Below are 14,826 nucleotides of genomic sequence, written 5' to 3' on the forward strand. Positions count from 1 at the left end.
CGCGCGTCGAAGGACGGCCGGTCGCGCGAAAGGGGGGGGCACCCGGCTCGGGTGACCCGCCCCTTTCGCGCGCTCAGCGGCCGAGCGCGCGCCGGCCGCGGCCCTGGGAGACGACCGGCAGGTTCCGGGAGGGCGCCTGCCCGCGCGTGTCCTCCTCGATGCGCAGGGCGAGTGCCGGACAGCGGCGCACCGCGCGCAGCGCCTTCGCCTCCGCGTACCGGGGCACCTGCGCCTGGGCGACGGTCGGGAAACCGTCGGCGCCGAGTTCGAACACCTCGGGGAGGATGTCGGCGCACAGTCCGTGGCCCCGGCACAGCGTCCAGTCGACATAGATCTTCTGGCGGCTGGAACCGGTCTCCTCGGGCTCTCCGCCGCCCGGGATGCCCGCAGGGGCCCTGCCGCCCTCGAAGAGCGGCAGAACGCCCTCCACGGGCCGTCCGCAGCCGTTTCCGAGCACATGGGCGGCCAGGTCGTCGGTGAACGCCTTGATGGTCGACTCCAGGAACATCGCCGAGCCGTCCGGATGCGAACAGGCGCCGCGTCGCTTGACGTTCTTCGCGACCTGCTTCAGCGCCTCCAGGGCGGCCGGACCGCCGCCGTTCAGGATGTCCTCCATCCCGCGCGCGGCGGCGGGCAGTCCGAGATAGCAGGGGCCGCACTGGCCGGCGCTCTCCTCGGCCAGCCACTGCGCCACCCGCAGCGACTCGCCCAGCGGACAGGTCTCCTGGCTGATCGGCAGGATCGCGCCCGCGCCGAGCGAACCGCCCACCGCGTCCAGCGAGTTGCGGGAGACGATCGCCTCGTTGACGGTCGCCGCGTCGATCCACTTGCCGTGGTAGCCACCGGTCAGCACGCCCTGCGGTACCGGCGGGGCGCCCGCCAGCTGCAGCACGTAGCGCAGCGGCACGCCCGTGGGGACCTCGAGCACCATCGGGCGCGCGACCGCACCGGAGACCGTGAGCATGACGGTGCCGGGTTCGTCGTACAGGCCGGTGTTGCCGTAGCGCTCGGGACCGATGCGGGCCGCGATGGCCAGCTGGGCGAACGTCTCCGCGTTCGACAGCAGTGTGGGCGCGCCGCCCACGCCGGTCTGCGAGGCGCTGATCTTGCGGCCGGGGGGGATCGCCGGACCGCCGTCGATCGAGCGGATCAGCGAGGCGGCGGCCCCGGTGACCATCCTCACGGGATTGCGCTGCACCCACGCGCGTAGCGCCGATCTACGGCTGTTGCTCAGCCCGCGTTCGGCGAGCGCGGCCTCCATGGAGCGCTGCGTGGACTCGCGCGTGACGCCGATCACGAGCGTCCGTGCGCCGAGCGCCTCGGCGCACAGCAGCGCGCCGTCCAGGATCAGGTGCGGGGCGCGGTTGATCAGCACCGTGTCCTTGCGGCAGGCCGGTTCGTCCTCGCTGCCGTTGACCACCACGACCGGGCGCACGCCGCGCTTGATCGCCGACTCGGCGACCGAGCGCAGCTTCTTGTGGAAGGGGAAGCCCGCGCCACCGCGGCCCTTGAGGTTGATGCGTTCGGCGAGCTGCGCGAGCTGCTCGCCGCCGAGCGGGTCGAGCGGCCCGTGCACCTTCAGGTGCATGGGCAGGTCGAGTCGTTCCACAAGGTCGAAGCCCGACGTGAGCTGGGGAAGGCCGACCACGCGGACTTCGGGGACGTCGGGCAGGGCCTCGTTCACTTAAAGCCTCCGGACGGCATGTTCCAAGGTTCGCCCGAACCCGGTGCGTCGTACGACGCACCGGGCAGCGTTTCGGTAGCGGGACCGCTGTTGTACGTGTCACTCGGGTTGTACGCGCCGTAGAAGCCGTTTGTCTCACGGGTGTCGTACATGTCACTTCCGCCGTAACCGGCGGCGTCCGCATTGCCGTAGACCGGGATGGTCTGCCCGGTGTCCTGGAGCGGGTCGTACACGGACCGCGGGGCCTCGCCGACCGGCGGCGGGGACGGGACCGGCCAGCTGCCCGATGTGCTGGAGGGGCCGTCCACGCGCGGGACGGCCTCGGTGGGCTGCAGGTCCATCGGCAGGTCCATGCGGGCGCCCTGGCCGGCCGCGTACGACTGTCGGGTGCGCCCCGGCGCGGAGACGGCGCGATAGGCGGCGGCGAAGCCCGACGCGGGTTCCGCGGCGGGAGCGACGGGGGACTGGTAGAGCGGCGAGGAAGGGGCGGCTGCGGCCCTGGGCTCGCGTCGGCCCTCGAAGCCCGCGGGCGCCGGCTCGGCCGCCCGGGAACGGCTGGCGTCCAGCTCCTCCAGGCCTGGCCGTTCGGAGCTGCCGAACAGTGCCACCATCCGGTCGGCGACCCTGCGCTTGACGGGGCGCGGGGCGGCGCGCAGCGCGAGGGCGCCCATCACGCCCAGCAGGGACAGGCTGTAGAGGATCACGAAGACCGGCTTGGCCGAGCGACCCGCGTAGAGGCCGTGGACCAGCGCCGCGCACCAGGCCGGGTAGGCCAGCATGTGCATGGCGCGCCAGCGGGCGGCGACCGGGGCCGGGGTGGCGAAGTTGCTGCGCAGGGCGCCGGTGACACCCACGAAGATCATCAGCAGGCCGGCCAGCGAGCCCAGCCCGATCAGGCCGCCGATCCCCGTGACGCCGAGCGAGAACGGGATGATCGCGGCGATCAGCTGGGTGTGGCCGAGCGCGACCTTCGTGGTGATGTGCAGCAGCAGGAACGCGATCGAGGCGACCGCCGTCGTCCGGTGCACCGCCTGGCCGACGATCCGCTGCCGTGTGTTGAGGAAGATCCGGTCCTGGGCGAACAGGCCCCAGATCACCGAGCAGCTCAGCGAGACGAGGGAGAGCACGCCCGCGCCGAAGTTCAGGAAGTCGCGGAACTGGTTGCCTCCGACCAGCACGACCACGGGTATGAGCAGCAGGACGACAGCCGATGCCACCCCATAGGCCGAGCGGCCCGGCTTGGGGAGGGAGCGGGTACTACGACGAGGGTTCATGGGGGCAACTCCGAGCAGTTTCGGGAAAGCGGTCCCGCTGCCGAACTCTAAGTGGCGCCATACCGATCAGTACGGGGTTTGAGTTATTGCGTTGTTATCAACGGACGATGTGACTGGGACGGTGTCCCGTAGCGGACGGTACGCGAAGTATTCCTTGACCTTGGTTCAGTTCCGGTGGGGCTTCCTGGCATGTCCACTAGGGATACGGAAGCGCGTCGCGGCTTGCTCAAGGCCGTCGCGGCTTGCTCAGGGCCTGCGGTACCCTAGCGCCATGCGTGCCGTACGCCTTCTGCTTAGCGGGCCGCGCTGATCAGTACCGACCCCGGTCGAACCGCGAGGTCGGCATCGGCGCGGCTTCCCCTCCTGTGCGAGGGGTTTTTTCGTTTCTTTGGAAGTCACAGCCGCTGGCAGAGACGATCGATGGAGCTTTGAGGATCATGAGCGAGACGAACCCCGCTGCCGCCGAGGTGGCCGCGCCGCACCGCTACACGGCCGCCATGGCAGCCGAGATCGAGGCACGCTGGCAGGACTTCTGGGACGCCGACGGCACCTACGCGGCGCCGAACCCCAAGGGTGACCTGGCCGGCGACCCGCAGCTGGTCGCCAAGCCCAAGAAGTTCATCATGGACATGTTCCCGTACCCTTCCGGTGCGGGCCTGCACGTCGGCCACCCGCTGGGCTACATCGCCACCGACGTCTTCGCCCGGTTCCAGCGCATGACCGGCCACAACGTCCTGCACACCCTGGGCTTCGACGCCTTCGGCCTGCCCGCCGAGCAGTACGCCGTGCAGACCGGCACGCACCCGCGCGTGTCCACCGAGGCCAACATCGAGAACATGAAGGCCCAGCTGCGCCGCCTGGGCCTGGGCCACGACAAGCGCCGGTCCTTCGCCACGATCGACCCGGACTACTACAAGTGGACCCAGTGGATCTTCCTGCAGATCTTCAACTCCTGGTACGACGACGAGGCGCGCAAGGCCCGCCCGATCTCGGAGCTGATCGCCCGGTTCGAGTCCGGTGAGCGCGCGATCCCGGGCACCACGCGCGCGTGGAGCGAGCTGAGCGCCCGCGAGCGCGCCGACGTCCTGGGCGAGTACCGCCTGGCCTACGCCTCCGACGCGCCGGTCAACTGGTGCCCGGGCCTGGGCACGGTGCTGGCCAACGAGGAGGTCACCGCCGACGGCCGCTCCGAGCGCGGCAACTACCCGGTCTTCAAGGCCAAGCTGCGCCAGTGGAACATGCGCATCACCGCCTACGCCGACCGGCTGCTGGAGGACCTGGAGGAGCTGGACTGGCCCGAGGCGATCAAGCTGCAGCAGCGCAACTGGATCGGCCGCAGCGAGGGCGCCCGCGTCGACTTCCCGATCGACGGCGAGCGCATCACGGTCTTCACCACCCGCCCGGACACCCTGTTCGGCGCGACCTACATGGTGCTGGCGCCCGAGCACCCGCTGGTCGAGAAGTTCACCCCCGAGGCCTGGCCCGAGGGCACGCACGCGGTGTGGACCGGCGGACACGCCACCCCGGCCGAGGCCGTCGCCGCCTACCGCGCGCAGGCCGCCTCCAAGTCCGACGTCGAGCGGCAGGCCGAGGCCAAGGACAAGACCGGCGTCTTCATCGGCGCGTACGCGACCAACCCGGTCAACGGCGACCAGGTCCCCGTCTTCATCGCCGACTACGTCCTGATGGGCTACGGCACCGGCGCGATCATGGCCGTCCCTGCGGGCGACCAGCGCGACTTCGAGTTCGCGCGCGCCTTCGAGCTGCCGATCCGCTGCATCGTGGAGCCGACCGACGGCCGGGGCACCGACACCTCGACGTGGGAGAACGCCTTCGGGTCGTACGACGCGAAGATCATCGACTCGGCCAACGACGAGATCTCGCTGAACGGCCTGGGCGTCGCCGAGGCCAAGGCCCGCATCACCGCATGGCTGCAGGAGAAGGGGATCGGCGAGGGCACCGTCAACTTCCGCCTGCGCGACTGGCTGTTCAGCCGCCAGCGTTACTGGGGCGAGCCCTTCCCGATCGTCTACGACGAGGACGGCATCGCCCACGCGCTGCCCGAGTCGATGCTGCCGCTGGAGCTGCCCGAGGTCGAGGACTACAGCCCGCGCACCTTCGACCCCGACGACGCGGACACCCAGCCCGAGACGCCGCTGTCGCGCAACGAGGAATGGGTCAACGTCACCCTGGACCTGGGCGACGGGCCGAAGAAGTACCGCCGCGAGACCAACACGATGCCCAACTGGGCGGGATCCTGCTGGTACGAGTTCCGCTACCTGGACCCGCACAACGACCGGCAGCTGGTCGACCCCGAGATCGAGCAGTACTGGATGGGGCCGCGCGAGGGCCAGCCGCACGGCGGCGTCGACCTGTACGTCGGCGGCGCCGAGCACGCCGTGCTGCACCTGCTGTACGCGCGCTTCTGGTCCAAGGTCCTGTTCGACCTGGGCCACGTCTCGTCGCCCGAGCCGTTCCACAAGCTGTTCAACCAGGGCATGATCCAGGCCTACGTCTACCGGGACAGCCGCGGCATCGCGGTGCCGGCCGCCGAGGTGGAGGAGCGCGACGGCGCGTACTACCACCAGGGCGAGAAGGTCAGCCGCCTGCTGGGCAAGATGGGCAAGTCGCTGAAGAACGCGGTGACCCCGGACGAGATCTGCGCCGAGTACGGCGCCGACACCCTGCGTCTGTACGAGATGGCCATGGGCCCGCTGGACGTCTCCCGCCCGTGGGACACGCGCGCGGTGGTCGGCCAGTTCCGGCTGCTGCAGCGGCTGTGGCGCAACATCGTCGACGAGACGACCGGCGAGGTCACCGTCACCGCCGCGGAGCCCGACGAGGACACCCTGCGCGCCCTGCACAAGGCGATCGACGGCGTCCGCCAGGACCTGGAGGGCCTGCGCTTCAACACCGCCATCGCCAAGGTCACCGAGCTGAACAACCACCTGACCAAGGCCGGCACCGCCGTGCCGCGGTCCGTGGCCGAGCCGCTGGTGCTGCTGGTCGCCCCGCTGGCCCCGCACGTCGCCGAGGAACTGTGGCGCAGGCTGGGCCACACCGGCTCGGTCGTCCACCAGGACTTCCCGGTCGCCGACCCGGACTACGTCGTGGACGAGACCGTGACCTGCGTCGTGCAGATCAAGGGCAAGGTCAAGGCCCGCCTGGAGGTGCCGCCCGCCATCTCCGAGGAGGAGCTGGAGAAGGTGGCCCTGTCCGACGAGAAGGTCGTCGCGGCGCTGGACGGCGCGGGCATCCGCAAGGTGATCGTCCGGGCGCCCAAGCTGGTGAACATCGTTCCGGCGTGACGGACACCGGTCCGGACGGCTGGGAAACCGGTGACCGGACGCCGGTGAGACCGGTATCGGGGTAGTCCCCTACGGGCAGGTTCGGGGTTTTTCTGGAACTCCGAACCTGCCCAATGCGTTTACCGTGGAAAGCGCAGCGGCGAGTGCCGCGCCGGCCGGAGGAGGAGCGTCGTGGAAGCAGTGATCGTCGTGTTCACCCTGCTCTTCCTGCTCCTCGTCGGCCTGGGCGCCTACGCCACGGTCAAAGCGGTCGGCGCCGCCAGACGCGGCGTGGACCGGACGATCGAGCAGGCCCGGCGCACGGTCGAGGACCACACGCTGCGTGCCAAGTCCTTCGTCCAGGCCGGCCCGGCCGCCGAGATCGCCCAACTGCGGCTCGCGCTGCGCACCTCCATGCGCGCCACCCAGGACGCGCTGCGCGTGGGCGCGGCGGAGGACGAGTCGTTGAAAGAGTCCCTCGGCCTCTTCGAGCGGCTCAGCGCCCACGGGCACGAACTGGACGCCGACCTCAGGCGCCTGGAGTCGGAGCCGGACCGGGCCGAGCTCAGCGCACGGCTGCCCGAGCTGCGCGCCCGCACCGAGCGCATCACCAAGTCCGCGGACTCCCTGCGCTGGGCCGTCCGCGACCGGGCGCGCCGCTTCGTCGAGGACGATCTGGGAGCGCTCAGCGACCAGATAGACATCGAGGCCGACGCCTTGCGTCACTGGACCCCGGCCGGCCCCGCACCCGCGCACGGTCAACGGCCCGACGCGTCCGCTTCGTCCACGGCTCCGTCCGCCGCGGAGGACCCGGCGCGGAGGCACGCCGGCTCGCGCACCTCCCGCACCGCCGAGGAGCAGGCGCCGCAGGCGATCCCCCCGCCATCGCCCCGCCCCGCGTACCCCTGGCAGAAGCGCCCCCGGCCCGAGAGCACCACCTGAGCGGCCGTCCCGGCCCGCCTCGCAGGGGCCGGGCTGCCGCGCGAGCACTACGGCAGGTAACCTCCAGCTCATGTCCCGCCATGTCGCGATCGTCACCGATTCAACGGCCTACCTGCCGCCGCGGACGATGGAGCGTCACGGCATCACGGCGGTGCCGCTGACCGTGGTCCTCGGCGACCGGGCGCTCGAAGAGGGCACCGAGATCTCGACACGCTCGCTCGCCCAGGCGCTGCAGAAGCGCCGCCCGGTCACGACCTCCCGGCCGAGCCCGCAGGTGTTCGCGGAGACCTACCGCAGGGTCGCCGAGTCCGGCGCGCGTGCCATCGTCTCCCTGCACCTGTCCGCCGAGCTGTCCGGCACCTACGACGCGGCGGTCCTCGCGGCGCGCGAAGCACCCGTGCCGGTACGGGTGGTGGACACCGGGATGATCGCGATGGCCCTCGGCTTCTGCGCGCTCGCCGCGGCCGAGACGGCGGAGGCCGGCGGCACCGCGGACGAGGCCGTCACGGCCGCCGAGAAGCGGGCCGCGGGCACGTCCGCATACTTCTACGTCGACACCCTCGACTATCTGCGCCGCGGCGGTCGCATCGGAGCCGCACAGGCTCTGCTCGGATCCGCGCTCGCCGTCAAACCGCTGCTCCAGCTCGACGGCGGCCGCATCGAAATGCTCGAGAAGGTCCGTACGGCGTCCAAAGCCATCGCACGGCTGGAGGAGATCGCCGCCGACCGGGCGGGCAGCGCCGAGGTCGACATCGCCGTCCACCATCTCGCCGCCCCCGACCGTGCCGCCGCGCTCGCCGACAGGCTGCGGGAACGGGTGCCGGGCCTGGCCGACCTGCATGTCAGCGAGGTCGGGGCGGTCATCGGGGCACACACCGGCCCCGGGCTGCTGGGAGCGGTGGTCTCACCCCGCTGATCCATCACCCGCGGGCTGATCCTTCACTCACCCGCGGGCTGATCCTTCACTCGTACGGGTGGCGGAGTTATCCACAACGGGGCCGTCGTCCCCGGGAATTGACCAAGATCATCGCGAGTCTGCGGGATGTTCCATCCTCCTCGCATGGCACTTCGATCACGTTCACGCACAGCCACTCCGACCAGCGGCCCCGGCCGTGGGCCCACCTCCGACGGCCGTGTCCGCCACCACCGTGGCCACGACCATCGCCGCTCCCGTCGCGCGCCGGCACCGGCCGACGAACTGCGCCGCCGCGCGGAGCTCCTCTTCGGCGAACGGGCCGTACGGTGGCGGGAGTCGGGGAACGGGCCCCCGGACGGAGAAGATCCCGCGCCCTTGGCGGCCGAGACGGTGGCGGCGGACCCGGTGCACGGTCCGGAGCCGGCGAGGACAGCGGCTGCTCCGGGTCCGGCGAGGGCAGGCACCGCCCCGAGTCCGGCGAGGACACCGACCACGGCCGCACCTCGCCCGGTCACGCCACCGAACGCTGTGCCGGCGGACCAGACGGCGCCACCGGCGCCACGTACGTCGCCGGAAGCCGAACCCGCCGACGCCTTGAGCCCGTCGGCGCCCTCGGAGCGTGTCGGTCCCGGTCGGCGGGAGCGGGCCCGGCTGGCGTTGCGGGAGCGGCTGCCGGTGCGGTTGCAGACACAGTTCGCCGTGGAGCGCCGCGGAGTCGTGGCGCTCTCCGTGATCCTCGTGGCCGCCGCGGTGTTCGCCGTGCAGCACTTCTGGGCCGGGCGGACGGAGTCCGTGAGCGCCCCCCAAGTGGTGCGCGCGCACACTCCCTACGCCACCAGGGAAGATGCCGCGAAGCCCGCTGCGCGAGCGGACGCGTCGCAGACGCCGGCCGGACAGATCGTCGTGGACGTCAGCGGCAAGGTCCGCAGGCCGGGGGTCCGGCGGTTGCCGGCCGGTTCCCGGGTGGCCGACGCGCTGCGGGCGGCCGGCGGGGTCCGTCCGGGCGTGAGCACCGAGGGGCTCAACCGGGCCCGGTTCCTGGCCGACGGCGAACAGGTCGTCGTCGGCGCGCCCACCGGGGCGGCGGCACCGCCCGGACCGGGCCCCGGACCGGCGTCCGGGACGGCCGGCGGACCGGCGGGCGCGGGCCCTGCGCAGCCCGTCTCCCTCAACACCGCCACGGCGGACCAGCTCGACAGCTTGCCCGGAGTCGGTCCGGTGCTCGCGCAGCACATCATCGAATACCGCACCCAGCACGGCGGTTTCCGCTCGGTGGACGAGCTGCGCGAGGTCAACGGCATCGGCGACCGCCGGTTCGGCGATCTGCGGAATCTGGTACGGCCATGAGCCAAGTGGTCGACGGCGGGCCGCCGGGACGGGGAAGGCCCGGCGGGCTCGCGGATGCCGGGCGAGGAGGCCGGCGGCCGCAGGACCGGGGGGCCGCGGACGCCGGGGTACGTGACCGTGAGGAGGACGGGACGGCGCACGGCGACCGGGCCGGGCCGCTGGACCTGCGCCTGGTGCCGCCCGCGCTCGCCGCCTGGGCCACGGCGGCCGTGACGCTGGACGTACCGGCGGTCTGGACAGCCGTCCTCGCGATCGCCTGCCTGACAGGCGGGATCGTTCTGCTGTCGGCGTGCGGCTCCGGCCGGGCCGGACGGCCCGCGGAGGCCTCGCCGACCCGGCGGGCCGGACGCATGGCGCAGGGAGCACGGACGCTCCAGCGGTCCGGGTGGGCCCGCGCCCCGATCGCCGCCGTGCTGCTCTGCGTCGCCGCGGCGGCCGCCGCTGCCGGGCTGCACGGGGCAGACGTACGCCGCGGTCCTGTGCCCGAACTGGCCCGGCGGTACGCGACCGTGACCGCCGAGGTGGAGGTGAGCGGCGATCCCTGGCTGAGCCGGCCGCGGGTGCGCGGCGATCACGCGGCGCCGGTGGCGGTACTGGCCCGGGCGGAGGTGCGGCGCGTGGCGCGGACCGACGGGACGAACGTGCGGACGCGGACCCCGGTGCTGCTGGTCGTCGACGCGGACATCCCCGCGCCGTACGGCAGTGCCGCTCGGAACGGCGGTGCGGCAGCGGGGGGTACGGCGGGAGCCGGGGTCCGCGACGCGCGGCGTGCGCGTGATGCCTGGCTCGGCTTGTTGCCCTCCACGCGGTTGCGCGTGGGCGGTCGGCTGGCGCCGGCGCTGACCGGCGCAGATCCGACCGCGGCCGTGCTGCGGGTGCGCGGCCGGCCCGGGCCGCGGATCGTGGCGGGCCCCAGCGGGCCGCAACGGCTCGCGGGACGGCTCAGGGCCGGGCTGCGGGAGGCGACCGACGATCTGCCGGAGGACGCGCGGGCGCTCCTTCCGGGGCTGGTCGTCGGCGACACCTCACGGATCACGCCCGTCCTGGACGAGGCGTTCAAGGACACGGACCTGACGCACACGCTCGCCGTCTCCGGCAGCAACCTCACCATCCTGCTCGCGCTGCTGATCGGGCCGCCCGGCCTGGCCCAGCGGGCCGAGCGCCGGGGTCTGGCCCCGCGCCTGGGGCTCTCGCTGCGGGGGACCGCGCTGCTCGCCGGAGCGCTCACGCTCGGGTTCGTGGTCGTGAGCCGGCCCGACCCCAGTGTGCTGCGGGCCGCCGTCTGCGGCGCGGTGGCCCTGCTCGCCCTGGCCACCGGGCGCCGTAGATCACTGCTCCCCGCACTGGCCACAGCCGTCCTGCTGCTGGTGCTCTACGACCCCTGGCTGGCCCGCAGCTACGGCTTCCTGCTCTCCGTGCTGGCCACCGGCGCGCTGCTGGTGCTGGCACCGGGCTGGAGCGAGGCCTTGCGGCGGCGCCGGGTGCCGCCGAGGCTCGCGGAGGCGCTGGCGGCGGCCGCCGCGGCACAGGCGGTGTGCGCCCCGGTCACGGCGGTGCTGTCGGCGCGCGTGAGCCTGGTGGCGGTGCCGTGCAACCTGCTGGCCGAGGTGGCGGTGGCGCCGGCCACGGTGCTGGGGTTCGCGGCGCTCGTCTGGGCGCCGCTGGCGATGGGGCCGGCCAAGGCGCTGGCCTGGTGCGCGGGTTGGCCGGCCGGGTGGATCGCCGGGGTGGCCCGGACGGGGGCGGCGCTGCCCGGCGCGGGAGTGGGCTGGCCGGGAAGCTGGCGCGGAGCGCTGGCGCTCGCGGCGGTCACCGTTGCTTTCGTCCTGGCCGTCCGGCGGCTGCCGCGACATCCGTGGTGGACCGCCTTGCTCGCGGTGCTGCTGGTGCTGGTGGTGGTGCGGCCGGCACCCCTCACCCGGGTGATCACCGGTTGGCCGCCGCCGGGCTGGAGGTTCGCGATGTGCGATGTAGGGCAGGGAGACGCGACCGTACTGGCGGCGGGCGAGGGGACCGGGGTGGTCGTGGACGCCGGACCCGATCCCGAGCTGGTCGACCACTGTCTGCGCCGGCTGGGCATCACGCGCGTCCCGCTGCTCGTCCTGACCCATTTCCATGCCGACCATGTGGCTGGACTGTCCGGTGTCCTGCGGGGCCGTTCGGTGGCCGCGATCGAGACCACCGGCTTCGAGGAGCCCCCTGAGCAGGCGGAGTTCGTCACCAGGGTGGCCGCGGCGCGGCACATCCCGCTCACGCGGGCCGTCGCGGGCGAGGAAGGGCGTACCGGACCGCTCTCCTGGCGGATCCTGTGGCCCCCGCCGAGCACACGGCCGCCGTCGGACCCGGGATACCCGGCATGGCCGGGCCCGGTGCCCGCACCGGACGGTCCGAACGACGCGAGCGTCGCGATGCTGGTCCGTGCAGGCGGACTGAGACTCCTGCTGCTGGGTGATCTCGAACCGCCGGCCCAGCAGGCGTTGTCGCGGTCACCGGTGGCGGCCGAGCTGGCCGGTGTGGACGTACTGAAGGTGGCCCATCACGGCTCGGCCTATCAGGACCCCGAGCTGATACGGCTGGCGGCTCCCCGGGTGGCGCTCATCAGCTGCGGCGCGGACAACCCGTACGGCCATCCGGCTCCGGCGACCGTGGCCGCGCTGCGGGCGGGCGGCGCGCTGGTGCTGCGCACCGACCGGGACGGAGAGCTCGCGGTCGGCGGAACGGGAGGGACGGGTGGGGAGGTGCGGGTGGCCAGAGACTGACCGGCCGCGCCCAGACTGGGGCCATGGACTCACACGAGGTCGACGACTATCTCCGCCGGATCGGTGCCGAGCGCCCGCACCGGCCCACCGGCGAGGCGCTGCGCGAGCTGCATCTGTGTCATCTGCGGACCGTTCCCTTCGAGAACCTGTCCATCCACCTCGGCGAGGAGGTCCCGCTGGAGGAGGAGCGGCTGCTGGACAAGGTGGCGGGACGCGGGCGGGGTGGCTTCTGCTACGAACTGAACGGCCTGTTCGGCGCGTTGCTCGCCGCTCTCGGCTACGAGGTCGAACTGCTCGCGGCCCGCGTGTACGGCGACGAGGGGCGGCTCGGCATCCCGTACGACCATCTCGCCCTGCGGGTGCGGACCGTGGAGGGGGACACGTGGCTCGCGGACGTCGGGTTCGGGGCCCACAGCCACTACCCGCTGAGGTACGCGGAACGCGCGGAGCAGGCCGACCCGGGTGGTGTGTTCCGGGTGGTGGAGGCCGGTCGGGACGAGGCCGGGGCGCGCGGTGGCGGCTCGGCGGGGGCCGGGGACCTGGACGTCGTACGGGACGGCAGCCCGCAGTACCGGTTGGAGACCCGGCCCCGGGTGCTCGGGGACTTCGTGGCCGGGGCCTGGTGGCACAGGACCTCGCCGCTGTCGCACTTCACCCGGTCGCTGGTCTGCTCAAGGGTCACCGAGGACGGAGGGAGGATCACGCTCAGCGGGCGTGTGCTGAAGACGACGGCCGGTGACGGGAAGCGCGAGACACGGGAGTTGGAGACGGACGAGGAGGTGCTGACGGTGTACCGGGAGCGGTTCGGGATCGAGCTGGACTGCGTGCCGACGGTGCGGGACGGGAGTCGAGCCTCTGACGGTGCCCGAGGCTGACCTGGCGGTTCGGTTGTCGTGCGGTGTCGGAGAATGGGCCCGTGAGCGATGTGAGACACGTGCTGGTGCTGCCCGACCGGGATGCCGCCGAGGAGGCGGCCGAGGCGCTCGGGGAGCGGTTCGGGCTGGCCGAGGAGCCGCAGCTCGTCCGGGATGCGCTGGCCGGCGAGGACGATGCCGAGGACGCGCAGTGGCTGGTGGTCCTGCGGGACGCGGAGCGGCGGCTGGATCCGGTGGAGCTGGACGCGTTCGCGGGGGAGTGGGAGGGGTGGCGGGAGGAGCCGTAGTCCTGCCGGTGGCCGGTGGCCGGTGGCCGGGGTTCGGGCCGGCCGGGGTGGGGCGCGTCGGGGCCGCCCGGCGCCCGGCCCGCGCTGCCCGCAGCCGGGAGTCGGCCGCAGCCGCAGGGTGTGAGGACGTCCGTGGGTGTGGGGCCGTTGTCAGTGGCGCGTGGGATGCTGTGAGCGATGGCCAGGAAGACTGCGAATGACGACCCTCTCGCCCCGGTGACGCTCGCCGTGGGCCAGGAGGACCTCCTGCTCGACCGCGCCGTGCGGGAGGTGGTGGCCGCCGCAAAGGCCGCCGACGCCGACACGGACGTACGCGACCTCGCCCCCGACCAGTTGCAGCCCGGCACGCTCGCCGAGCTCACCAGTCCTTCGCTCTTCGCCGAGCGGAAGGTCGTGGTCGTACGCAATGCGCAGGACCTGTCCGCCGACACGGTCAAGGACGTGAAGGCGTACCTCGGGGCGCCGGCCGAGGAGATCACGCTCGTGCTGCTGCACGCGGGCGGGGCCAAGGGCAAGGGACTGCTGGACGCCGCGCGCAAGGCGGGGGCCCGCGAGGTGGCCTGCCCGAAGATGACCAAGCCCGCGGACCGGCTGGCGTTCGTGCGCGGTGAGTTCCGGGCGGCGGGGCGGTCGGCGACGCCCGAGGCGTGCCAGACCCTGTGCGACGCCATCGGCAGTGATCTGCGGGAGCTGGCGGCGGCGGTGTCCCAGCTGGTCGCCGACGCGGAGGGGACGATCGACGAGGCGGTCGTCGGCCGGTACTACACCGGCCGGGCCGAGGCCTCCAGCTTCACGGTCGCCGACCGGGCCGTGGAGGGGCGTACGGCGGAGGCGCTGGAGGCGCTGCGGTGGTCGCTGGCGACGGGCGTGGCGCCGGTGATGATCACCAGCGCGCTGGCCCAGGGTGTGCGGGCGATCGGGAAGCTGTCCTCCGCGCGCGGGGGGCGGCCGGCCGATCTGGCGCGCGAGCTGGGCATGCCGCCGTGGAAGATCGACCGGGTGCGGCAGCAGATGCGGGGGTGGACGCCGGACGGGGTGGCGGTGGCGATGCGGGCCGTTGCCGAGGCCGACGCGGGCGTGAAGGGTGGCGGCGACGATCCCGAGTACGCGCTGGAGAAGGTCGTCGTGGTGATCGCTAGGGCTGCCCGGTCGCGCGGGCGCGGTTAGGCGCGCCGGGGCTCCGCCCCAGGACCCCGCCGGCGCTCCGGCCAGGGACCCGGCCCCCGGCCCCCGCCCGGCTCACCCAGCCCAGCCATTCCCGGGCTCAGCCCAGCCATTCCCGGGCTCAGCCCATCCGCCACCGGGCCCAGCTCACCCACCACCAGGCCCAGCTCACCCACCACCAGGCCCAGCTCACCCACCACTGAGCCCAGCCCACCCCATTCACCATCAGGCCCAGCCCGCCCACCCCGGAAACCGTTCGCTGCACAGCGGCCAGCGGATCCCGGCCCCCCG

Annotated in this window: 10 protein-coding genes; 8 read left to right on the forward strand and 2 right to left on the reverse strand. The window is 73.2% G+C overall.

Annotated features, from left to right (window positions below; translation table 11 throughout):
• Window positions 1-73: 73 nt before the first annotated feature.
• A complete protein-coding gene (locus tag IO33_RS0100600) occupies window positions 74-1,684 on the reverse strand; it encodes an NADH-quinone oxidoreductase subunit NuoF family protein (RefSeq protein ID WP_031158761.1) in 1,611 nt (536 codons plus the stop codon).
• Window positions 1,681-2,958, reverse strand: a complete 1,278-nt coding sequence (locus IO33_RS0100605) for a cytochrome b/b6 domain-containing protein (RefSeq protein ID WP_209438787.1) — start codon at window positions 2,956-2,958, stop codon at window positions 1,681-1,683. Before IO33_RS0100605 ends, IO33_RS0100600 begins: the two co-directional genes overlap by 4 nt.
• A gap of 437 nt (window positions 2,959-3,395) precedes the next feature.
• On the opposite strand from IO33_RS0100605, the gene leuS reads away from it, so the two are divergent.
• The 8 genes from leuS to holA all read left to right on the forward strand — a co-directional run bounded on the left by leuS (window position 3,396) and on the right by holA (window position 14,538).
• On the forward strand, window positions 3,396-6,266 hold the full coding sequence (gene leuS, locus IO33_RS0100610; protein WP_031158765.1) for a leucine--tRNA ligase: 2,871 nt from the start codon (window positions 3,396-3,398) through the stop codon (window positions 6,264-6,266).
• Between the two features lie 171 nt (window positions 6,267-6,437).
• Entirely contained in the window at window positions 6,438-7,187 is a 750-nt protein-coding gene (locus IO33_RS0100615; protein ID WP_031158767.1) for a hypothetical protein, read from the forward strand.
• Between the two features lie 70 nt (window positions 7,188-7,257).
• Window positions 7,258-8,103, forward strand: a complete 846-nt coding sequence (locus tag IO33_RS0100620) for a DegV family protein (protein ID WP_031158770.1) — start codon at window positions 7,258-7,260, stop codon at window positions 8,101-8,103.
• Window positions 8,104-8,778: 675 nt separating this feature from the next.
• Window positions 8,779-9,450 carry a ComEA family DNA-binding protein gene (locus tag IO33_RS53980; RefSeq protein WP_390982296.1) on the forward strand — a complete coding sequence of 224 codons (672 nt, stop codon included), beginning with the start codon at window positions 8,779-8,781 and terminating at the stop codon, window positions 9,448-9,450.
• Window positions 9,447-12,209, forward strand: a complete 2,763-nt coding sequence (locus IO33_RS0100630) for a ComEC/Rec2 family competence protein (RefSeq protein ID WP_078963230.1) — start codon at window positions 9,447-9,449, stop codon at window positions 12,207-12,209. The genes IO33_RS53980 and IO33_RS0100630 overlap by 4 nt, the downstream gene beginning before the upstream one ends.
• Before the next feature lie 23 nt (window positions 12,210-12,232).
• Complete coding sequence (locus tag IO33_RS0100635; protein ID WP_031158777.1) at window positions 12,233-13,084, forward strand: arylamine N-acetyltransferase family protein; 852 nt, start codon at window positions 12,233-12,235, stop codon at window positions 13,082-13,084.
• A gap of 41 nt (window positions 13,085-13,125) precedes the next feature.
• A complete protein-coding gene (locus tag IO33_RS0100640; RefSeq protein WP_078963231.1) occupies window positions 13,126-13,371 on the forward strand; it encodes a hypothetical protein in 246 nt (81 codons plus the stop codon).
• Between the two features lie 177 nt (window positions 13,372-13,548).
• Window positions 13,549-14,538, forward strand: coding sequence for a DNA polymerase III subunit delta (gene holA / locus IO33_RS0100645; RefSeq protein WP_031158781.1), 990 nt, complete (start codon window positions 13,549-13,551; stop codon window positions 14,536-14,538).
• The last annotated feature ends 288 nt before the right edge of the window (window positions 14,539-14,826 follow it).

Source organism: Streptomyces durhamensis (genome assembly GCF_000725475.1).
Lineage (GTDB): Bacteria > Actinomycetota > Actinomycetes > Streptomycetales > Streptomycetaceae > Streptomyces > Streptomyces filipinensis.

What these genes read in the sequence shown, in the direction of transcription:
- IO33_RS0100605 (WP_209438787.1), bottom strand. Translation starts at nt 2,958, where the DNA reads ATGAACCCTCGTCGTAGTACCCGCTCCCTCCCCAAGCCGGGCCGCTCG.
- leuS (WP_031158765.1), top strand. Translation starts at nt 3,396, where the DNA reads ATGAGCGAGACGAACCCCGCTGCCGCCGAGGTGGCCGCGCCGCACCGC.
- IO33_RS0100620 (WP_031158770.1), top strand. Translation starts at nt 7,258, where the DNA reads ATGTCCCGCCATGTCGCGATCGTCACCGATTCAACGGCCTACCTGCCG.
- IO33_RS0100630 (WP_078963230.1), top strand. Translation starts at nt 9,447, where the DNA reads ATGAGCCAAGTGGTCGACGGCGGGCCGCCGGGACGGGGAAGGCCCGGC.
- IO33_RS0100635 (WP_031158777.1), top strand. Translation starts at nt 12,233, where the DNA reads ATGGACTCACACGAGGTCGACGACTATCTCCGCCGGATCGGTGCCGAG.
- holA (WP_031158781.1), top strand. Translation starts at nt 13,549, where the DNA reads ATGGCCAGGAAGACTGCGAATGACGACCCTCTCGCCCCGGTGACGCTC.